The 23,289-nt window shown below is 43.3% G+C and carries 17 protein-coding genes; 1 reads left to right on the forward strand and 16 read right to left on the reverse strand.

Annotated features, from left to right (window positions below; genetic code table 11):
• Positions 1-70 precede the first annotated feature (70 nt).
• The 13 genes from ACN6OV_RS02255 to ACN6OV_RS02315 all read right to left on the reverse strand — a co-directional run bounded on the left by ACN6OV_RS02255 (position 71) and on the right by ACN6OV_RS02315 (position 17,112).
• Complete coding sequence (locus ACN6OV_RS02255; protein ID WP_427949291.1) at positions 71-1,144, reverse strand: TPM domain-containing protein; 1,074 nt, start codon at positions 1,142-1,144, stop codon at positions 71-73.
• 24 nt (positions 1,145-1,168) lie between these two features.
• On the reverse strand, positions 1,169-1,759 hold the full coding sequence (locus ACN6OV_RS02260) for a LemA family protein (RefSeq protein ID WP_427949293.1): 591 nt from the start codon (positions 1,757-1,759) through the stop codon (positions 1,169-1,171).
• A 151-nt stretch (positions 1,760-1,910) separates the two neighbouring features.
• Entirely contained in the window at positions 1,911-2,795 is an 885-nt protein-coding gene (locus ACN6OV_RS02265; protein WP_427949295.1) for a metal-dependent hydrolase, read from the reverse strand.
• Positions 2,796-3,035: 240 nt separating this feature from the next.
• A complete protein-coding gene (locus ACN6OV_RS02270; protein ID WP_427949297.1) occupies positions 3,036-4,457 on the reverse strand; it encodes an FAD-dependent oxidoreductase in 1,422 nt (473 codons plus the stop codon).
• 69 nt (positions 4,458-4,526) lie between these two features.
• Positions 4,527-9,002 carry a glutamate synthase large subunit gene (gene gltB / locus ACN6OV_RS02275; protein WP_427949299.1) on the reverse strand — a complete coding sequence of 1,492 codons (4,476 nt, stop codon included), beginning with the start codon at positions 9,000-9,002 and terminating at the stop codon, positions 4,527-4,529.
• A gap of 458 nt (positions 9,003-9,460) precedes the next feature.
• Entirely contained in the window at positions 9,461-10,300 is an 840-nt protein-coding gene (locus ACN6OV_RS02280; RefSeq protein ID WP_427949301.1) for a hypothetical protein, read from the reverse strand.
• Between the two features lie 11 nt (positions 10,301-10,311).
• A complete protein-coding gene (gene aroB, locus ACN6OV_RS02285) occupies positions 10,312-11,391 on the reverse strand; it encodes a 3-dehydroquinate synthase (protein ID WP_427949303.1) in 1,080 nt (359 codons plus the stop codon).
• A gap of 16 nt (positions 11,392-11,407) precedes the next feature.
• Positions 11,408-11,953: a shikimate kinase AroK gene (gene aroK, locus ACN6OV_RS02290; protein WP_427949304.1), complete on the reverse strand. Its 546-nt coding sequence runs from the start codon at positions 11,951-11,953 to the stop codon at positions 11,408-11,410.
• A 36-nt stretch (positions 11,954-11,989) separates the two neighbouring features.
• Complete coding sequence (pilQ, locus tag ACN6OV_RS02295; protein WP_180064860.1) at positions 11,990-14,092, reverse strand: type IV pilus secretin PilQ; 2,103 nt, start codon at positions 14,090-14,092, stop codon at positions 11,990-11,992.
• Between the two features lie 17 nt (positions 14,093-14,109).
• Positions 14,110-14,637, reverse strand: coding sequence for a pilus assembly protein PilP (locus ACN6OV_RS02300; protein WP_427949306.1), 528 nt, complete (start codon positions 14,635-14,637; stop codon positions 14,110-14,112).
• Positions 14,637-15,371, reverse strand: a complete 735-nt coding sequence (locus ACN6OV_RS02305; protein ID WP_427949308.1) for a type 4a pilus biogenesis protein PilO — start codon at positions 15,369-15,371, stop codon at positions 14,637-14,639. Before ACN6OV_RS02305 ends, ACN6OV_RS02300 begins: the two co-directional genes overlap by 1 nt.
• Complete coding sequence (locus tag ACN6OV_RS02310) at positions 15,368-16,054, reverse strand: PilN domain-containing protein (RefSeq protein WP_427949310.1); 687 nt, start codon at positions 16,052-16,054, stop codon at positions 15,368-15,370. The genes ACN6OV_RS02305 and ACN6OV_RS02310 overlap by 4 nt, the downstream gene beginning before the upstream one ends.
• Positions 16,054-17,112, reverse strand: coding sequence for a pilus assembly protein PilM (locus ACN6OV_RS02315; protein ID WP_427949312.1), 1,059 nt, complete (start codon positions 17,110-17,112; stop codon positions 16,054-16,056). The genes ACN6OV_RS02310 and ACN6OV_RS02315 overlap by 1 nt, the downstream gene beginning before the upstream one ends.
• Before the next feature lie 165 nt (positions 17,113-17,277).
• On the opposite strand from ACN6OV_RS02315, the gene ponA reads away from it, so the two are divergent.
• Entirely contained in the window at positions 17,278-19,821 is a 2,544-nt protein-coding gene (gene ponA, locus ACN6OV_RS02320) for a penicillin-binding protein PBP1a (RefSeq protein WP_427949314.1), read from the forward strand.
• Between the two features lie 56 nt (positions 19,822-19,877).
• On the opposite strand, the gene ACN6OV_RS02325 is transcribed toward ponA, so the two are convergent.
• From ACN6OV_RS02325 to ACN6OV_RS02335, 3 genes are all read right to left on the reverse strand, one after another.
• A complete protein-coding gene (locus ACN6OV_RS02325; RefSeq protein ID WP_427949316.1) occupies positions 19,878-20,681 on the reverse strand; it encodes a putative RNA methyltransferase in 804 nt (267 codons plus the stop codon).
• A gap of 78 nt (positions 20,682-20,759) precedes the next feature.
• The gene (gene mraY / locus ACN6OV_RS02330; protein ID WP_067763009.1) at positions 20,760-21,878 is read right to left on the reverse strand and encodes a phospho-N-acetylmuramoyl-pentapeptide-transferase; all 1,119 of its coding nucleotides are present in this window, start codon (positions 21,876-21,878) and stop codon (positions 20,760-20,762) included.
• Positions 21,878-23,287, reverse strand: coding sequence for a UDP-N-acetylmuramoyl-tripeptide--D-alanyl-D-alanine ligase (locus ACN6OV_RS02335; protein ID WP_427949318.1), 1,410 nt, complete (start codon positions 23,285-23,287; stop codon positions 21,878-21,880). The genes mraY and ACN6OV_RS02335 overlap by 1 nt, the downstream gene beginning before the upstream one ends.
• Positions 23,288-23,289: the final 2 nt, after the last annotated feature.

Consider the following 23,289-nt stretch of genomic DNA (forward strand, 5'->3'; position numbering starts at 1 on the left):
CGTTTAAAACTCGGTTGTTGTCTTTCCTGTGTCTTTGGACTAGTGACAATGTCTGTTGTTTCTGTTTTCGTTACCATGAACCTGATGCTCCCCCACCGCCAAAACCACCACCGCCTCCGCTATAGCCTCCGCCACCAAAGCCACCACCTCCGCTACGGCCTCCACCGCCCCCACCACCGGCAAGGAACATTTGAAAAATGGTTTGAGCAATAGCAGTAATGAGTAAAAAGAAAATTGCCCCACCCATCAGCAAACTGGTGAGTAAACCTGCACCATTGACCAAACCGGCAACGGTAGCTGCAACAGCCGCAGTGGATGCACTTAAGCGCTTACCGACAATAAAGGATGCAAAGATACCAATCACCAAAATAATAAGAACTGTGGTAAAGGTTTTCTCTTTGGCTTGCTGCTCGTGTAAGGCTTGTGCCTGACGCTCTTTCAGCTCTTGGGCTGCCTGAGCTGCAACTTCAGGGTCTTGATTTAAAATATGGGTGATTTCCGTTAAACTAGCATCAATGCCTTGAGCATACTGAGCTTGCTTAAAATACGGTGTGATTTGATTGCGGATAATTCGACTAACGATGATATCCGGCATGATGCCCTCTAGCCCATAACCGGTCAGGATTTGAATTCTACGGTCGTTCACGGCGATCGCCATCAATATCCCATTGTCACGTTTGGCTGAGCCGAGTTGCCATTTTTCAGCTACACGCATGGCATAGTCAAAGATATCTTCCTGCCCTGTTGTCGGTACAATCACCACCCCGATTTGCGCCTTGCCTTGTTCGTGTAGCTGTAGAATTTTTTGGCTAATGGCTTGCTTCTCTGCCGCAGAAAGTAAATTGGCCTGATCGACTACCGGCTGATTTAAGGTCGGTAGCCCCCGAATGGATTCACCCTCTGCCATATCGTTGGCAATATTCGGTTGCTGAACTTTAGTTTCAGGTGGTGCTGTTGTTTCTTTTTGCGTTGCTGACTGCTGATCTTTTAGAATTTTACCGACAACAACAGTTTCAGCATCTTGATCTGTTGCGGTGGCCGTTTCAGCATGGCTGAACCCAACCACACTTAGCAGACTCAGCAACACAACATACTGAAATATTTGTCGCCATAAAGCATTCTTTTGAGATCTAACCATCAGCATTCCCTCAGCCCGCTACGAATATGATTAATTAAAATCAACTTTCGGTGCAGTTTGCGCACTTTGCTCTGCGCTAAAGTTAGGCTTGGTATCCATACCGATGACTTTAGCCGTCATCACTTGCGGGAACTGACGTGCATAGCCATTAAAGTCTTGTACCGTGGTAATGTAACGATTACGTGCCACCGCAATACGGTTTTCAGTGCCTTCTAACTGAACCTGTAAATCACGGAATTGCTCATTGGCTTTTAAGTCTGGATAATTTTCAGAAACAGCTATTAAACGTGAAAGTGCACTGGTCATCTGCGCTTGCGCTTCTTGATATTTTTGGAACAAGGCAGGGTCTTCTAGCACTTCTTTATCCACTTTTAAGCCTGCGACATTGGCACGCGCTTGAGTGACTTCGGTCAGTACTTGTTCTTCGTGTTTGGCATAGCCTTTCACCACATTAACAAGGTTAGGCACCAAATCGGCACGACGCTGGTATTGGTTTTGCACTTCAGACCAAGCAGCAGTCACCGCTTCATCTTTGACTTGTAGGGTGTTATAGCCACAACCACTGAGTGTTAATGTGCTCACGAGTGCCACAGTCAGCATACTTTTTTTGATTGAATTCATAACCCTTAACCTCAAGTATTTATTTGTAATTGTTCAAATAAAGTCATTCTACCCCTATTTTTCATATTTCTTGTGTATTTTCTTTGTGACTGCTCACTTCCTTTAAATTACAGCGCACGCATAAAAAATGCCCTTTGATAAGGGCAGTTGTTTAGCTATAGAGCACGGCTGGGGGCTGCTGCTGAAAACTCTCAACCTGATAATCCTCTGCAAGACGCTTTTTCCAATAGGCCACCAGATTGCTATAGTCAATTTCAGTCGGATGAAACTCCGCTTTATAATAGGCTAAATATTCAGGAGCGAGCTGTATCAACATTTTGCCCAAAAGATAAAAACCAAACAGATTGCCGCCTATTTTCGGCAAGCTCTTTTTCTTGTCCTGCATAAATAGCTTAGTTGCAGAATAAAACGTGAGACTGGCAAATCCTGTGGTGACACTGCGCATCATTATGCGACGGATTTTGTCATCCCCATAAATATGTTGATAAACATCAAAGGCTACCGCGCGATGTTCAATTTCTTCAAGCGCATGCCAGACCCAAAGTTTGATGGCATCATCATCCAAAGTACTCAGCACTTCGGGGTGGCGCAAAATATAGCCCCCAAGTAAAGCGGTAAAATGCTCAAAAGCACAAGTGATTGCCAGTTGAATTTTGGGGTGCAGACTTTTTACATAGCTGTTCTTGCGTGCTAGCCAAGCCTGAAAGCGGTCTAAGTTGTAATCATCACGTCGCCATGCATCATTAAATTCCGCATGCGCTTTGGAATGCATCGCCTCCTGCCCAATAAAGGCTGCGATCTCGGCTTGCAGTTTTTTATCCGTTACTTTGTCACGCACATTGCGCACGCTATGCACAAAAAATTGCTCACCAATGGGAAAGGTCGAGGACAATGCCGTGAGTAAATGTGACATTACGGGTGAGTTGGCAAAGTAATGGCGTCGAATGGCTTTGGGATTAAATTGCAGTCTACGTACCGTAATGCCGATGGCTTGAGGACGATGTAGATATGCTTTTTGTGTCGTCACTTGCGTCATGGTCGCTTCCTAAGATTTGGTTCATGATCGCAGTATGTCGGCTAAATTTCATACCACACATGGCAAAATACCTAAGTGCATTTGCATATTGAGCCATTTTTAACGGCTGTCAGACACTTTGGGTTCGAATTTATCTGTTCATGCCGCATCCTTATCATTTCAGGCAAAATCTTGGTCAATAAAAAAACCCGCCGCAGCGAGTTTTGAATCAATCTAATTGGATTACTAATTTTTCAGGGCTTAAACATCTAAATAATCCAAGATCCCTTCAGCGGCTTGGCGACCTTCCCAAATCGCGGTGACGACCAAGTCTGAACCACACACCATATCACCGCCGGCGAAAATTTTCGGATTCGAGGTTTGGAATTTGAATTCTTGCTGTTCCGCAGCAATCACGCGACCTGAACCATCCATATTGATACTTGATGTTGTAAACCAATCGGCTGGGCTGGTACGGAAACCAAATGCAAGTAACACGGCATCTGCCGCTAGAATTTCTTCTGAACCCGGAACCGGCTCAGGGCTACGACGACCACGACTATCAGGCTCACCCAATTGTGTGGTGACCACTTTAACGCCTGTGACTTTGCCATTTTCACCGACAATTTCGATCGGCTGACGGTTAAATTGGAAATCCACTCCTTCTTCACGTGCATTTTTCACTTCGCGGCGTGAACCCGGCATGTTTTCTTCATCACGGCGGTAAGCACACACTACAGATTCAGCACCTTGACGAATCGACGTCCGGTTACAGTCCATCGCAGTATCACCACCACCCAGCACAATGACTTTTTTGCCTTCCAGACTGATGTATTCAGCAGGATCTTTTTCCCAGCCTTGGGTACGGTTAACATTGGCAATCAAATAATCCAAAGCATCGTACACACCATTAAGATCTTCACCGGCAAAACCACCTTTCATGTAGGTATAGGTTCCCATGCCCATGAATACCGCATCGTAGTCTGCCAGTAATTGATCAATCGTCACATCTGTACCAATTTCGGTATTTAAACGGAATTCCACCCCCATACCGGTGAAAATTTCACGGCGGCGTTTCATCACGTCCTTTTCCATCTTAAATTCAGGAATACCAAAGGTCAGAAGGCCACCAATTTCAGGGCGCTTATCAAAGACCACCGGTTTTACCCCGTTACGCACCAAAATGTCTGCACAGCCCAAACCCGCAGGGCCTGCACCAATAATCGCGACTTTTTTATCGGTCCACTTGACGTGTGACATATCTGGACGCCAGCCAAGAGCAAAGGCGGTGTCGTTAATGTATTTTTCAGCATTACCAATGGTCACCGCGCCGAAGCCATCATTTAGCGTACACGCCCCTTCACATAAACGGTCTTGCGGGCAAACACGACCACAGACTTCAGGCAAGGTGTTGGTTTGGTGACACAGTTCAGCCGCTTGGAAAATGCGACCTTCTGTAATTAATTTTAACCAGTTGGGAATGTAGTTATGTACCGGACATTTCCATTCACAATACGGGTTACCACAGCCCAAACAGCGGTGGGTTTGGTTCTTTGCAACTTCAGCTGTAAACGGTTTATAAATTTCCACAAATTCTGCTTTGCGGACAACGAGATCTTTTTTCTCTGGATCTTGGCGTGCTACATCCAAAAACTGAAAGTCATTATTTAGGCGCTCTGCCATGTCTCTCTCCGTGGGTCGGTGTAAGCTGTTTTCACTTACACCTGCCTATTAAATCTGTTCGTCGTGGAATTATTGTGGATCAGCTTGAGTTGTTTTTAGCAAAGTCTGCAAATTCGCAGCTTTGGGTTTCACCAGCCAGAATTTGCGACTGTAGAAATCAAACTCATGACGGATCTTGTACGCCCAAGCACTACCGGTTTCTTTAATATGTTCATCTAAGATGCGGCACAAGAACTCTTTGTGTTCTTCCATCGCTTCTGTCGAGATACGATTTAACTCAATTAGCTCATGGTTGTAATGGTCCACAAAGTCATTGTCTAGGTCGAGTACATAAGCAAAACCACCGGTCATCCCTGCACCGAAGTTATGACCGACTTTACCAAGTACCGTCACAATACCGCCTGTCATGTATTCACAGCAATGGTCGCCTGCACCTTCAATCACCGCAAATGCGCCAGAGTTACGCACCGCAAAACGTTCACCTGCTGTCCCTGCCGCAAAGAGCTTACCGCCTGTTGCACCGTACAGACAGGTATTCCCAATGATCGCGGTGTTTTGCGTTTGGAACGGTGAACCTTTAGGTGGGAAAATCGAAATACGACCACCGGCCATGCCTTTACCCACATAGTCATTTGCATCACCTTCAAGGCTGATGTGTAGACCACCGGCATTCCAAACACCTAAGGACTGACCCGCAGTACCGGTTAAATTCATTTTCACTGGGTGCGCCTCCATACTGAGGTTGCCATAACGTTTAGCAATCTCACCTGAAATACGCGCGCCAATTGAACGGTCACAATTGCCAATGCTGAAAGCATACTCACCACCTGTTCCTGCTTCAATCGCAGGCAGCATTTCCGCCACCATTTTCTCAGCCAATAAGCCTTTATCAAATGGTGCATTGCCTTGTACTTCACAGTACTGGGCTTTACCTTCAGCCGATGGATGAGACTCAAGCAATGCACTAAGGTCAAGGTGTGCATGCTTATCCGTTTCACCCGGCAGGATTTCCAGCAAATCGGTACGACCAATCAGGTCTTTTAGACGAGCAACACCGAGTGCTGCCAACCATTCACGGGTTTCTTCTGCCATAAAATGGAAGAAGTTGATCAGCATTTCAGGCTCACCAATATAATGTTCCTGACGTAAATGATCCTGCTGTGTTGCCACACCAGTCGCACAGTTATTTAAATGGCAAATACGCAGGTATTTACAGCCTAATGCAATCATCGGGGTAGAACCAAAACCAAAGCTTTCAGCCCCAAGAATCGCAGCTTTCACCACATCTAGACCGGTTTTCAAACCACCATCGGTTTGTACGCGCACTTTGCCACGCAGGTCATTGACACGTAGCGCTTGATGCGCCTCGCTCAAACCGAGTTCCCACGGCGAACCTGCATGGTGAATTGAAGACAGTGGAGAAGCCGCTGTACCACCGTCATAACCGGAAATGGTAATGAAGTCGGCATATGCTTTTGCGACACCTGCCGCAATCGTACCCACACCCGGCTCAGAAACCAGTTTCACAGACACCATTGCCTGTGGGTTAACCTGTTTTAAATCGAAAATTAACTGTGATAAATCTTCAATGGAATAGATATCGTGATGCGGCGGTGGAGAAATCAATGTCACACCCGGCACAGAGTAACGTAAACGTGCAATTAAGCCGTTCACTTTACCGCCCGGCAACTGACCACCTTCACCCGGTTTTGCACCCTGCGCCACTTTAATTTGTAGCACTTCTGCAGAGGTTAAATAGGCAGGGGTGACACCAAAACGGCCTGATGCAATTTGTTTGATTTTCGAATTACGAATTGTGCCGTAACGCGCTGGGTCTTCACCACCCTCACCCGAGTTCGAACGGCCACCAATGGTATTCATGGCAATCGCAATCGCTTCATGCGCTTCAGGAGATAATGCGCCCAAAGACATGCCTGCTGAATCAAAGCGTGGCAGAATTTCTTCGATGGATTCCACTTGATCCAGTGCAATTGAATTGTCCGTTTTTAGTTTGAATAAATCACGAATTGTGGCAATTGGACGGTGATTGACCAATTCGGCATATTCTTTAAAATCTGCATAGTTGCCTGAACGAACGGACTTATGCAGCGCATTGATCACATCTGGGTTAAATGCGTGATATTCCTTACCAAAAACGAATTTCAGCATTCCACCTTGATCGATTGGCTTACGTGATTTCCAAGCCAAATCTGCCAATTTTTTCAAATCATTTTCAAGGTCATTGAATGTTGCACCTTGAATACGGCTTGGTACGCCAGTGAAGCATTTTGCCACCACTTCGTCCGACAACCCCACCGCTTCAAACAGCTGACCGCCACGGTAAGAGGCAACAGTTGAGATCCCCATTTTCGAAAGTACTTTGAGTAAGCCTTTCTCAATCCCTTTACGGAAATTCGCTTGCGCATGAATAGGGTCACCCAATAATTCGCCTTTGGCAATCAGGTCATTGAGCACATCATAAGCAAGGTATGGATAAATCGCAGTCGCACCAAAACCAAGAATCACCGCAAATTGATGTGCATCACGTGCCAGACCGGTTTCGACAATAATGTTGGCATCGGTACGTAGGCCGACGTTGATGAGGTGGTGATGCACCGCACCAGTTGCCATCAAGGCATTTGCTGGTAAGAAACCTTGACGGATTTTCTTATCAGACAAGACCAACAAGGTTTTGCCATCACGAATCGCTTGTGCGGCTTCAATACAGATACGCGCAATCGCTGCTTCTAAGCCTTCCTCTTCCGCATAGTTCAAATCGATGTCTGCAATCTCGTAGCCTTTACGACCGAGGGTACGAATTTGGTGCATTTTTGAATTTGACAGTACTGGACTTGAGATGATCAGGCGGTCAGCATGTTCAGGCCCTTGCTCAAAGACGTTTTGCTCACGCCCCAAACAAGTCTCTAAAGACATCACGATCGACTCACGTAATGGGTCAATTGGCGGATTGGTTACCTGCGCAAACTGTTGACGGAAATAGTCCGATACATGACGGACTTGACGGGACAAGACCGCCATTGGAGTATCATCCCCCATTGAACCCACAGCTTCCTGACCGCTTTCAGCGATTGGACGCAGCAATTGATCACGTTCTTCAAAAGTCACCATGAACATTTTTTGTGACGCTTTCAGGTCATCGCCTTTTAAGCCTTGATCACATAAATATTCTTCAAGCTCTGGGCTACCTTGTACGCGTACTGAATTTTCGCGTAACCATTGACGGTACGGACGCATACGTTTTAAGTGATTGCTGACATCTTGGGTATCGAGCATTTTACCGGTGAAGGTATCGATCACGAGGATTTGACCCGGACCGACACGACCTTTAGACACCACATCTTCAGGTTCATAACCCCAAACGCCAATTTCTGATGCCAAAGTGATGTAGCCATTTTTGGTAATCACCCAACGCGCAGGACGTAAACCGTTACGATCGAGCATACAGATGGCATGGCGGCCATCCTGAATCACCAGACCGGCAGGGCCATCCCAAGCTTCCATGTGTTTTGAGTTAAATTCATAGAAAGCACGTAAATCGGCATCTAAAGTTTCCACGTTTTGCCACGCTGGCGGAACCAACATGCGTAGGGCACGGAACAAGTCCATACCACCACCGACGAGGATTTCCAGCATATTGTCCAAACTTGAAGAATCCGAACCGGTACGATTCACAATTGGATTCAGTTCAGTCAGACCCGGAAGTAATGGGTTTTCAAATTTTGGTGTACGTGCTACTGCCCAGTTACGGTTCGCGGTAATGGTATTGATTTCACCATTATGCGCTAAGTAACGGAATGGCTGTGCCAATGGCCAACGTGGCAAAGTATTGGTTGAAAAACGTTGGTGGAACACCACAATGTGTGACTTTAAACGCTCATCCGCAAGGTCGGTATAGAACTCTGCAATATAAGCAGGCATCATCAAGCCTTTATAGCTGATTACCGTTGAGCATAAGGTAGTGACATAGAAATAAGGATCGGCTGTCAATTGTTGTTCCGCACGGCGACGTGCCATCACTAACTTACGGTTAAACTCGACCTCTGACACCCCCATTGGGCAGTTCACGACAATTTGTTCAAATGCCGGCAAAGACTGCATTGCAATCGAACCCAGTGCATCATTATTGGTGGGTACAACACGCCAACCCAATACTTTACAGCCTTCTTCTTCAATTTCTTTGCTTAAAATTTGTTTGGCATGTGCAGCTAATGCAGGGTCGAGATTTAAAAATACCGTACCGACCGCAAAGATTTCGCTCAGTGTAATGTCACTGAGTTTCTTCGCTTCTTCACGGAAAAATTCTTTGGGCATAGCCAGTAATAAACCACAGCCGTCGCCAGTTTTGCCATCTGCGGCAATCCCCCCCCGGTGGGTCATACAACTTAAACTATGCATTGCGGTTTTGACCAAATCATGACTGGCATCACCCTGCATATGGGCGATGAGGCCGAAACCACAGTTATCTTTAAACTCATCCGGTTGGTATAAACCTTGAGCGGGAGCTACAGTATTAGGCGATGACATGTGCATAGCGTACCCTTCTTTTCTTTACAGCTCTTTTGAGCACTGAACAAACTAATTTTTTATTGCGATTGGTCTTAACTTACTCTCATGAATTGTTCTGTCGAGCAAAATATTTTTTATTCACACCTTTAAGATAAACTGATTTTATCTTTCATGCATAAATAAAAAGTCAATTTTTCTGCTTTTGCAGTTCAGATCAGGGAAAACAACTGGATTAATGACTTCGCACTTTTATCGAATCCTTTTCGCGCCAAAATAGGGAGAAAAGTTCAATACTTGCACCAATTAAGCAATTTATATGCCAACTTAATGCATTTTCTTTGAAGCCATCTATTTTCAAATATTTTTATGTTGTGCTGCTTTTTTGGATACAATTTAATGGCATTTATGCACTCTAAAGGTGCATTTAATTTATATTTAACATAAAACTTGCGCTATTTTAGTTCTAATGATGCGTTCTAATTAAAAGGGTCCGTAACTTCCTGTTCAACTGGTGTCGGTTTCTGACGTGGTGCATCAACACTGCTTTGTGATTTTTGCACATCCACCACATTACCTGACGCATCACGGCGCGTCACCGTGGTACTGGTGGTTGATTGGGTTGAAGCTACAGCAGCTTGGCGTTCTGCGGCTTTGCGGGCTGCCATCTGTGCTTCATCCACTTTCGGTAGAGGAACCGACTTTAATTTTACGGTATATATTTTTTGATTTGAGGAGGTCTCCTCTGTCCCTAAATCATTCACATAAGTTTGATATTGCTTAAACTCAACTACAGCCGGTTGAACCGATGCAGGCAGTACAATATTTAACTCTGCCAATGCAGTTTTGGCTTCATTTTGTGATTTATACGGCCCGGTTAAAATTACATATTGTTCTGGATGATCATCACCAGAAAGACGTAAATAAATAAATTGATTGCGTGCAGGCTGCTTGCGCAGAAAACTTTTCAAAATATCTTCTTCAGCAACACGAAATAATTCAATACCATATTGCTTCGATACTTCATTCACAAACTTTGTGCCACGAAATTCAGGTTCATGCTGCGCTGTCGCCACCACTCGCGTGGTCATATCTAGAGGTCGAACTTCTTCACTTAATGCACCAAGATGGGACATTGTTGCGACTTTTTCCGGCTGAATTTGTAAATCGACCTCAGTTTCAGCCTGTTTTTCGACTTCGACCAATTCTTTGGTATCCGTCATGGCCCAAAACACCAGCGCAGCGAACAAACATACGACTCCACCCACCAACCAAAGATAGTGATGAATCTTTTGCCATTGTGACTGCTGCGCTGTCATGTCGTACCTGCTTATGCCTGATTTGCCAAAATTGCTTGTTTCATTAACTCAAGATCAAACTCTTTGGTAATGATGGCTTGACCCAATGATTTCATCAGAACCAAACGTAATTGCCCATTCAATACTTTTTTATCATGAGCCATATACGCTAAAAATTCTTCTAGCGGAATTTTAGGACAAACAATCGGTAATTGCGCACGTAAAATGATTTTTTTTGTACGCTCTAGATCTGCTACAGAAATCCAGCCCATGCGCTGCGATAAATCAGCTGCCATCACCATCCCTGTTGCAACTGCTTCACCATGCAGCCATACGCCATAGCCCAGATAAGACTCAATCGCATGACCAAAAGTATGACCCAAGTTCAGTAATGCACGTTCACCTTGTTCTTTTTCATCATTCGCGACAATCCGGGCTTTATGCGCACATGAACGGTAAACTGCCTCAGCCAATAATGTGGCATCGCCTGCAACCAAAGCGTCCATATGCTGTTCAAGCCAAGTTAAAAACTCTACATCGCCTAAAAGTGCATACTTAATCACTTCGGCTAAACCAGCAGAAAGTTCACGTGGAGGTAAGGTTTTTAACTGTGCCATATCCGCCAATACCACTTGGGGTTGTTGGAAAGCACCAATCATATTTTTACCCAGTGGATGGTTAATCCCTGTTTTCCCTCCAACGCTCGAATCCACTTGCGAGAGTAAAGTCGTTGGAACTTGAATAAAATACACACCGCGCTGGAAACATGCCGATGCAAAACCGGCCATATCTCCAATCACTCCACCACCCAAGGCAAGTACGGTGCAATCGCGGTTAAAACCGGACTCAAGCAATGCATCAAAAATTAGATTTAGGTGTTCACTGTTTTTGAATTTTTCACCATCGGGCAAAATACATGTCGCAACGGTTTTACCCAAACCCTCAATAGCACGTACATAATGCTGTAAATACAAAGGTGCGACTGTTGTATTTGATACGATCATCACCTGCTTACCGTGAATATAAGGTTCAAGTAAGCTTTCTGGGTTTAAATCACTGCCAATAAAAATGGGGTAACGACGTTCACCAAGTTCAACATGTAAAGTTTGCATGAAATTAACCGTTTTTCTACCGAGATGTATGTTGTGAAATAATCAAATTAAAAATTTTTTGTGCAAGATCGCGTGCAGCACCTTGATTTGTTTCAATAATATGATGTGCTACTTCACGATAAAGTGGATCACGTACAGCCAATAAATCTCGAAGCTTCTGTTCAGGATTTTCGACTTGAAGAAGTGGACGATTTTTGTCGCGATAGGTCCGTTGAAGCTGAATCTCAACTGGCGTATAGAGATAAACAACAATACCCCGTTGTTTTAAAAATTCACGATTGGGAGCCTGAGTGACCGCACCACCACCAGTGGCAAGCACCAGCTGCTTTTTTGCAGTTAACTCATCAATTACATTCGTTTCACGACTTCGAAAACCAACTTCCCCTTCTTTTTCAAAAATCCAAGGAATCGTTGCACCTGTTTTACGTTCTATTTCATGATCACTGTCAAGAAATTCACGTCCTAACAACTCTGCTAAATGTCGTCCTACAGTTGTTTTTCCTGCCCCCATTGGCCCTACCAAATAAATATTTGGTAGGGTTTCAAACTCTTTGCTTGGCAAGGAGTCACCTATTTCTTTTGTTAAATTGAAAATATATTAATGATTTCTGGTAACACTGTCATTAACAATTCGTGGTGTAACAAAAATCAGGAGTTCTGTCTGTGCACTAGTTTTCACATTATTTTTAAATAAGTTTCCAACAACTGGCAAATCTCCTAAAAAAGGGACTTTGGTATACTGGTTTTGTTGAATGTCATCAAAAATACCACCAAGGACTACTGTTTCACCATCACCGACTAAAACATTAGTCTCAAGTTTATTGGTATTAATTAAATAGCCAGCTGCTGTTAATCGACCAACAGTATCCTTGTTAACTTTTAGATCCATTTGTACTTTCCCATCAGGTGTAATACTTGGAGTCACTTCCAGTTTCAGATTCGCATCAACAAAACTCGTTGTCGTACCGCCCTCAGCACTCCAGCTTTGATAAGGAATTTGATCTCCCCTCAAAATTGTTGCTTTTTGCTTATCTCCCGTTAAAACTTTAGGCGCTGCTAAAACTTCACCATGACCATCCGTTTGTAAAGCTGTAAGTTGTAGATCAAGCATAAAATCTGAAATTTTAAGCAACCCAAAACTAAAGTTTCCTGCCGATGCCGTCCCCAAATCTACCGCTAAATCCAACTTTGGAGAATAATCTCCCCCCCAAACATTTGATCCATTAGCACCCGCACTTAAACTTGGATTATTACGCTGTATACCCCAATTAACACCAAGCTCTCTCGAGAACTCTGTTTGAGCAGTCACAATTCTTGTTTCAACCATAACCTGCTTCACAGCAACATCTAATAGATCAATCATCTTACGAACTTTATCAATATTCTCAGATGTATCATTAACAATAAGTGTATTTGTCCTATTATCAGAAACAACACTACCTCTTGGGCTCAGTACACTTTCTAATGCAAGTGATGTACCTCCTGCTGTACCATTTGACTCTGCCCCTTTTCCATCTCGGGAATCTTCTAATAATTTTAAAATATCTGAAGATTTCGCATAACTCAGTTGAATATATTCCGTTTGAATTGGTGCTAATTTTATTCGCTGTGCAATTGCTTTCGCTTCATCATCTTCCGCTTTAATCAGCTCAGAAACTGGTGCAATCCAAATCACATTACCGTTACGACGTTTATCCAAGTTTTTGGTTTTTAACACAATATCCAATGCTTGATCCCAAGGCACATCTTTTAAACGCAGGGTAATATTGCCTTGGACGGTATCAGCCGCAACCATATTGATTTCAGTAAAATCTGCCAATAACTGCAAGACACGACGAACTTCAATATCCTGAAAATCTAAAGAGATTTTTTTACCCGTGTAATGATTGGCTGCTTTTGGACGTAATGGATTTTTATCTTCTGGACGCTTCAGACTAACCGTCAACTTATTGTCCGATTGATACGCCATGTACTCATAGCTGCCTGAAGATTGAATGGTAATAGTCCCATTACCGCCATCATTATGTGCATCTACGGTTGATACAGGCGTTGCAAAGTCATTCACATTTAAACGGCGTGTCAAATGTGTAGGAATTTTATTTCCTAATGTACGAATAACAATTTTACTGCCTTGTTGTTGCACATCAATAGGGGTATTTCCACCCAGTAAATCAACAACCACTTGGCCTTCACCATTCGACCCACGATGGAAACCAATATTTGAAATCCCTTGTTGCTGACGCTGAGCAACTGGTTCAGCAACACTCGCAGCTTGTGCTGAATTGATTTTTAAAATAAAGGTATTGCCTTCAACACGTGTGGTAAATGCACCTGCATTGGCCAAGTTTACAGTCAAACGTGCACGCTGTGCATCTGAAGTTACATCCACTGAACTTGCTTCAGCGGTTGCGACAGCAATTGAACTTTGCTTTAAATTTTGCTGTGCTTTATCAAAATCCAACACCAAACGTGAAGGTTGATCCAACTGGTATGCCTGTGGTTGTGGTGGTAAACCATTAAACATCACCCGAATTTCAGTTCCCTGACCTGGAATCTGCATCGGCACAATATTGGTTACACTGACCTGTGCACTGGCAACTTGCATCATCGCCATTGCAACAGCACCCATCGAAAACTGACGAAACACCTGCTTCATTGTATTGCCATCCCCAAAAATAAAATCTTGTACAGTATTTTTCATTTTTTATTCCTTTAAGCTTATGGCGCTGGCCCAATTAAAATGAGACTTCTCGGACGTTCGACATACCCTTCTCGACCATCTGGAATAATCTCAATCAAATCAATTTGTGTCGGGGTAATATTGACCACACGACCATGATTCAGCCCCATATAACTGCCACGTTGAATACGCTCAACCTCACCATCTGGTGTTTGAATTAAGGCCAAAGTCTGACCTGATTGATTACGCATGCTGCCTTTCATATTTAAGGTTTCAAGGGCATAGCTTTCCAAAGGTTGTGGCTGACGATTCAAGTTCGGATAAACGCGTTTACCCGCCATAATTTTCAGTTCTGCCGCGAGCGAACTTGGTAAAAACGGACTCTTTAATGAATGCGCAGCATAATTAAAGGTCTCAACCGGTACAAAATCTGGCGCTGGCTCAATCGCCATCGGTGCCTGATTTCGAATATTGGCCAGTTCCTGATTTACGACATCAATACGTGACTCACAACCTGCTAATAAGAAGACTGCAAGTAGAGCACATGTAATATTAGTTTTTTTCATTACTTTGCTCCCTTACTTTTCTTTGTATTTTTTTTCACTGAATCTTTACCATCAGTACTATTTTCAGTATTTCCAACATAACGATATGTTTTTGCATTTAATACATAATCGACTTTTGGAATATCTGAATTTTTTTCTTTATTTGCTGTCGCAGTAATTTTGAAATTATGCAAAGTCACAATACGCGATAGACCGGCGATACCACTGACAAATGAACCAAAGGCATGATAATCCCCTGTTGCCTCAATACTGATCGGCTGTTCAATAAAGAATTCTTGTTTCACTTCTGGTTCAAGTCGAATAATTTTAAATTTCAACCCTGAATTCACACCAGTCAGGTTAATGTCTTCAACCAAGCCCGGAATTTCAGTTTCTTTCGGTAATTGTTCCAATTGCTGATTAAAACGCGCTTCCATATCTTGCAATTGCATTTCATATTGCTTCAAGTTACGCAGTTTTGAATCTTTTTCACGAAATTCATTTAATAAATTTTGTTCTTGCGCATTGGCATTGGAAATTGCATCAATCTTATTTTTAATCGCTAAAAAATAACCCAAAATCGCCACAAGAATAATAATAAAGATCCAACAGGTAATTTTGACCGACAATGGCCAACTGCCATAGTTATTTGGATCTAAGGTATTAAACTGCTGCATGAACTTTTCAAGTGTCATTTTCTTTTTAGGCACGACGACAGCATCTTGATTTAATTGTTCAAATTCATCACGACTCATTTTGCAGCCTCCGTCGTTGGCGTTGCAGCAGCTTGCGTATCAGAAGTTTGTGCTGCTGATGCCGCCGGTCCTAGATTTGCAGCAGGATCATTGATTGTAGGCTGCGCAATCTGGTCTAAATCTGCGGTCACAATAAATGAGCCATAAGTTTCTTCAACACGTGGAACCACAGAACTCGGTGCTTTATCTTTTTTCTCTTCAGCAACCAAGAACGAACTCATGAATGCATTGCGATACCAAGGTGAAGCCTCTAAATTACGCAACAATTCAGCCACCGTGTTTGGACTTTCTGCACGCCCTTCAATAGTGAATTTATCTGCGCTACGATCAAATTTTGTGATGTACATATTAGATGGTGTTACACGGACCAATTCATCAATTAAATGTACTGCAATTGGACGCTGACTTTGTAAGCCTTGAATCAACTTCATCCGTTCAATAATGGCATTCCGCTGTTCTTGCAAACCATCAAGCGATTTAAGCTGCACATCTAAGTTTTGGTTATGACTAATAATTAATTGATTCGCTTGCTCTTGATCTTGTAATTTATGGTCATAATAGAACCATGTCGACCCCACCCCAAGTGCCCCAACTAAAAATGCCCCAATGCAAAGTGCAATAAATTCTTTTTTTCGTTTCTCTCTTAGCTCATCACGCCAAGGGAGCAAGTTAATTTTTGCCATTAATCAAAACTCCTCAATGCTAGACCGCATGCCACCATGAGTGATGAAGCATCATTTTCAATTTTTTTAATATCAATTTGAGGTGAAAAACCCATTTGTAAAAATGGATTGGCAATGGTCACGCGATAGCCCAATTTTTGTTGCAGAAGTTTCGCAAGCCCCGGAATGTTGGCATTCCCCCCAGCCAATAAAATATGATCAATTTCATTAAACTGCGATGATGAGAAAAAGAATTGCAATGAACGCGCAGCCTGTTGCACTACGGCTTCCAAGAAAGGTTCAAGCACTTCAACATCATAATCATCTGGCAAGGCACGAGTTTTCTTGGCACGACCGGCTTCTTCAAAAGAAAGTGCATAACGATTTTGAATTTCTTGAGTCAGTTGTTTCCCGCCAAACACCTGCTCACGGGTATAGATCACTTTATTATTTTGCATAACCGATAATGTCGTCATGCTGTGACCAATATCTAAGATCCCGACCGTATTGACCCCCATAGGTAGGGTATCTGAAAATACTTTAAATGCATTTTCCAAAGCAAAGCTTTCTACATCACCAATTTTCGGTGTCAGGCCTGCAAGCTGTAAAACTTCAGCACGCGCCTCGACATTTTCAATTCGTGTTGCAACAAGCAGCACATTGACACGGTTTGGATTGGATAAACGATCCGGCAAGACCTCAAAATCAAGGCTCGCTTCATCAAGTGGGAACGGAATATATTGCTCAGCATCATCACGAATCTGAATTTCACGTTCATCATCGTTCATATCTGCGTCCATCTCGATGATTTTGGTAATCACCATCGAAGTTGGAACCGCCAAAGCTGCATTCGATGTCTGCGTATTGGCCAAATTAATTGCGCGCTCTAAACAGTCACCTACAGCTTCTGGATTTAATATGTTCTTTTCAACCACACTTCCTTCTGGTAGCGGGACCAAAGCATAGCTTTCAACCCAATACCGTCCACTCTTTACAGAAAGTTCCAAAACTTTAACAGAAGTCGAACTAATATCTACTCCTATTAACCCCTTATTTGGCTTACGATATAACCTGAGCACAATATAATTCCTATTATTTTTTTATCCCCAAAAAAAGTAACCCACTAATTAGTATTGGTCTATAATTTTCTACAGATACAATAACTCATCTAACAATCCGTATATCGAAAGGATATACTGACCACCAATTAGTTTGCCATTAGCTCTTATTAAAACTTACTTGTTATGAAAAAGCTATCTTGTTCAGGCCTTGTTCATCCATTTTTTTTGATCATTATTATTGTATTGGTCGCAATTCCAATGGGTTTCTATGGCATGTATCTCTATATTGCCCCGTCTTTGCCTGAAATGTCCATATTAAAAAAGGCACCCTTATTAAAACCACTACAGGTTTATAGTGCTGATAATGAGCTGATTGCAGAATATGGCGGCAAACTTTCTGTGCCTGTTGAATACGATCAAATTCCGGCACATTTTATCCATGGCTTTCTGGCAGCTGAGGACTCGTCATTTTTTGAACATAGCGGGATCAGTTTTAAAGGACTGGGCCGTGCTGTAAGTGAGAGTATCACTGGCTCTGATGTGCAAACCGGTGGTTCAACCATTACTATGCAGGTGGCCAAAAACTATTATTTAACACCTGAACGTACGTTAAAACGAAAATTAACCGAAGTTTTCTTGGCAAGAAAAATTGAACAAAACCTCAGTAAAGAAGACATTTTAACTTTATACGTTAATAAAATTTTCTTAGGTAAAAATGCTTACGGCATCGCAGCAGCAGCTAAGATTTATTATAACAAGAGTTTGCAAGACCTGAGTTTGGCACAAATGGCTATGATTTCAGGCTTACCCAAAGCACCATCAAAATACAATCCTGTTGCCAATCCAAAACGTGCACTTGAACGCCGTAATTGGATTTTAGGTCGTATGTTACAGTTGGGTTATATCAATCAGTCTGAATATCAAAAAGCCATTGCTGAACCGATTAACCTTGATATGCCAGATCGCGGTATTAGCAATAAATTCCCCTATGTCGGCGAAATGGTTCGCTCTGAACTCGTCGAGAATTTTGGTGAGCAAGCGGTAGACTCAGGCTATAAGGTTTATACCACTATTAATAGTCAGCGTCAGAGCTATGCGGAACAAGCAGTACAAGAAGGCTTAGAAGCATATGACCGTCGCCATGGTTGGCGTGGTGCAGAAGCTCATGATGAGCCTTTAAAAAATTTCATGGCCTATGCCAATACCTATCCTGCCGAAGTCACCAAAGTGAATAAAAATAGCATTGAAGCGTTAATGCAAGATGGCAGTACGGTGACTGTTCCATGGTCGGGTTTATCTTGGGCACGTCCCTATCGCAATGCCAATAGTGTAGGTAATTCACCAAGTAATGCATCGCAAATTGTTAAAATCAAAGATATTATCCGTCTACGTCCAAATGCCGATAAAAGCTCTTGGGCCTTGGTACAAATTCCCAAAGTACAGGGTCAGCTGATCGCACTAAATCCAAATAATGGTGGGATTGAAGCCATTGTCGGCGGCTATAACTTCTATCAATCTAAATTTAACCGCGCATTACAGGGCTGGCGTCAACCCGGTTCAACCATTAAACCTTTTGTTTATGCACTGGCTCTTGAACGCGGCATGACACCATATACCATGGTGAATGACAGCCCAATTAGCATTGGGAAATGGTCACCTAGAAACTCTGATGGCCGCTATTTAGGCATGATTCCTTTACGTCGCGCCTTGTATTTATCTCGAAATACTGTTTCAGTGCGTTTATTACAAACAGTCGGGATTGAGCGTACGCGCCAATTATTTATGGACTTTGGTTTACAAGAAAATCAGATCCCACGTAACTACACGATTGCCCTTGGTACACCACAAGTCTTACCAATTCAAATGGCAACCGGTTATTCCACTTTTGCCAATGGCGGCTATCGTATTCAGCCACATTTTATCAGCCGCATTGAAGATGCTTATGGCAAAGTAATCTATCAATCCAATCCTGAATATGCCTGCATCAAATGTATTAATCAAAAGAATGAAGTTGGATCGACAGAAACCACCACGCCGGATGATGAAGTCATTGAAGTCACCAATCAAAACGTAGATCAAGTCAAAAAAATCAAAGTCGATGCTGAATCTGCCAATTACCGTCAAGCACAACGCATTTTAAAATCCAGCTCTGCGTTCGATATGGCCAATATTTTACGTGATGTGATTCAACACGGTACAGGTCGTGCCGCGTTGAGAATTGGCCGTGGTGATTTAGGCGGTAAAACAGGAACCACCAATGACGCCAAAGATGCATGGTTTGCAGGCTTCAATGGCAAATTAGTGACCGTGACTTGGGTCGGTTTTGACCAACCCTCTACTTTAGGTCGTCGTGAGTATGGTGGTGTTGCAGCCTTACCGATTTGGTCTGATTTTATGGCCAATTCACTCAAAGGCACACCAGAATCGTGGGTACATTTAGACACGCATGCGAAAAATCCGATTAATCGCAATACAGTAAAAGTGGACCAAGCCCAACCTGAACGCGATCGTACCTCATCGCCACCAATGGCACAGCCCCTCTACCGTCCTGCACCGGTTGCTGCAAAGCCAAAAGCAACTCAAAATGACTTTGAGGACTTACCAAGCTCTGGGGAAACCAATCTTGCTCCGACACCGACAGCACCTCCACCAATGCAGCCGAGCAAACCGCAAAGTAATGAACATAAAACGGATGCACTTGATCATCTAATTGACCAAGTTCAATGAAGTCAAAAATAAAAAATCCCTCAAATTGAGGGATTTTTTATTGCAATATCGGCATATTATTTCTTTTTAAACACATAAATTTGATATTGCGCTTTCAAGGGAAATTGATCCTGCTGCTCCAAAGCTTCACGACGTTCCGCTTTGACCTTATAAGCATACGGTGTCATTGCAATCAAATGTTTTAAATCTTGCTGTGACAACAACATCTCTGCTTCAACCACTTGTTCACTTTCCAGATCAAAATCAGCTGACAATTGCTCTACAAATTTATGCGGTTCATGCGCTTTGACTTCCTCAAATAAAGCTTCACGCATCGCATAAAGATGTTCTGGCGCAGGCGTCACCACCATTAAATGTCCCATTGGCTTCAGCACACGCAAAATTTCGTCTTTAGGAATAGGACTAAACAAACTGGTACACAAATCAATCGAGTGATCTAAAACCGGCAAAGTTGCCCCTGTTCCGACCACCCAAGTGACCTCTTTATTCAGCTTCGCTGCCACCTGTACCGCATTTTTAGCAATATCTACGCCCACACACTGTAAAACCTCAGCCTGCATGGCATTGGTGTAATAGCCTTCACCACAGCCAATATCCAGTAAATTCTCAATGCGCAATTCACGGATTTTTTCAACTACAGCCTGTTGTAATGGTGCGTAATGCCCTGCAGTTAAAAATGCACGACGTGCTTGAACAGACTCTGGGGTATCCCCCGGATTTTTACTGTGCTTATGCTGCACCACATGTAAATTGACATAACCTTGCTTTGCGACATCGTAACTATGATTGTTTTCACAACGCCATGTACGTTCTGTGAGTTTTAATGCTTCATGGCATACCGGACACATCAGCAAGTTCATTTTTAACTCCAATCAATTTTTAAAAATAAAAAAACCGGCAAATGTGGGAGCAAATGCCGGTTTTGTTTATTTATTTGCTTAACGTAATTTTAAAGTCATTAGACCTAAAACTACCAGCATAATTGTGATAATCCAGAAACGGATCACCACTTGCGTCTCGCGCCAGCCTTTTTTCTCATAGTGATGGTGTAATGGTGCCATTAAGAACACGCGTTTATTACGCATGCGTAGCGAACCAATTTGTAGAAAGACTGAAATAGCTTCTACTACAAATACACCGCCCATAATTGCAAACACGATTTCTTGACGAACCATCACCGCAATCGTACCAAGCATTGCACCCAATGATAATGCACCTACATCACCCATGAACACTTGAGCAGGATGCGCATTAAACCATAGGAATGCCAAACCAGCACCAATCATTGCGGCACAGATCACCACCAATTCAGATGAATATTTCACATACGGAATATGCAGATAATTGGCAAAACGCACGTCACCGGCAAGGTATGCGAAGACACCTAAACCTGCTGCAACCAAGACAATTGGCATAATCGCCAAACCATCAAGACCATCGGTTAAGTTGACCGCATTAGACGCACCATTAATTACTAGATAAGTAAAGACAATGAAGCCAATGCCTAAGGGAATGATTGAAAGTGGAATGCTGATGTCTTTAAAGAATGGAATCAACAAATCCAACATGTTGGCAGTATGCACAGGATTCGTTTGTTGCGTTGCAATGACATACAAAGCAATACCTGCACCTAAAGATGCCACTGAAGTCCAGAAGAATTTCTTCTTCGCGGGTAGCCCTGCGTTGTCTTTATAACGGATTTTAATCCAGTCATCCGCCCAACCTACAGCACCGAAGATTACCATTACCCCGAGTACAATCCATACGTATGGGTTAGACAAATCAGCCCAAAGTAAAGTTGAAATACCAATGGAGAGCAGGATCAGCACGCCACCCATGGTCGGCGTACCCATTTTTTTCGCATGGTTTTCTGGGGCAAATGAACTGACTGCTTGACCATATTTGAGAGCTTGCAATTTGCGAATCATCACCGGTCCAAGCAGCAGACCAATGGCCAATGCCGTTAAGACACTGAGTAGCGAACGAAGCGTTAAATAACGAACAACCTGAAACGAGCTGTGATAACCCGCAAGCTGCTCAAATAACCATAACAGCATTAAAGTTTCTCCATCAATTCAGCCATCAAAGTTTCCATATGGGTATAACGAGAACCTTTAAACAGGAAACTCATGGACTGAGGCTGATGTGTTTTGACTAGACTAATTAAAAATGGCAAAGCCTGCTCTTGTGACAAAAAGGCCTGTAATTTTTTACCATATTGGGTACTGCGTGCACCTTCTTGTACCGCCGGTGAAAACTCACCGACCGCAACAACAAAGTTAATGTCTTTTACCGATACAAGGTCACGCCCCAACATATAATGCTGCTGTGCAGCGGATGAACCCAGTTCGCCAATATCTCCCATCACCATGACTTTGATGCCCGCTTGCTGTGCCAGTACTTCGGCAGCGGCACGCATTGAGGTTGGGTTGGCGTTATAAGTATCATCAATAAATAAATGAGATTGATGGGCAATAAAGTTTAAACGACCTTTCGCACCTTGGGCTTGTTCCAGACCGATGACAATGTCATCCAGACTCACACCAATCGATAGTGCAAATGCTGCAGCAGCAGTTGCATTTTGTACGTTGTGCTCACCAGCAAAGGGCAATTGCACAGCACGTGAACCGTGTGGCGTATTTAACACAAAGTTTGCAGATTGCGCCTGCAACTCGGTCTCAGTCGCAAATACATCACCACCTTGACCAAAGCTCATCACCTGCTCGGTTTGAACAGCAGCACGAATTGAATCGGTGAAATCATCTGCCGCAGGTACTATCGACGTACCCGCTTTGGCAATATGTGCATAGATCTCTGATTTGGCATGGCAAATCGCCTCGCGACCACCAAACTCACCCATATGTGCCGTCCCAATATTGAGAATACCGGCCACCTGTGGTTGCACCAGATTGGAGGTGTAATCGATCTCACCTTTATGACTGGCACCTAGCTCCATTACCGCATATTGATGTTCAGGACGAAGTTCCAATAACATCATCGGCACACCCAAATCATTATTCAGGTTTCCGCGCGTAATCAGCGTTGGCGCAAGACGCGATAAAATACTGCCGAGCATTTCTTTGGTGGTGGTTTTACCACTACTACCGGTCAAGGCAATCACTTTCAGCTGTGAATTTTGTGCACGACGATAAGCCCCTAAATGACCGAGTGCAAGACGCGTATCTGCAACCACCAACTGACAAATATCGGCATCCACTGGATGACTGACAATTGCGACTTCACAACCATGAGCTGCGACTTGCGGCACAAAGTTATGTGCATCAAAACGTTCACCTTTTAAGGCTAAAAAGGCATCCCCTTGTTCTGCATGACGAGAATCGGTCAAAATACGTTTAATTGACCCATCAGGCATTTTATTATTGTGCCAATGGCCTTGGGTCGCTGCTGCTAGCTGTTCTGCTGTCCATGGCTCTAACGGAACCGTACTGGTCGTTGAAGTGTGCATAT

The sequence above is a fragment of the Acinetobacter sp. genome (assembly GCF_050285345.1).
In the GTDB taxonomy this organism is placed as follows: domain Bacteria; phylum Pseudomonadota; class Gammaproteobacteria; order Pseudomonadales; family Moraxellaceae; genus Acinetobacter.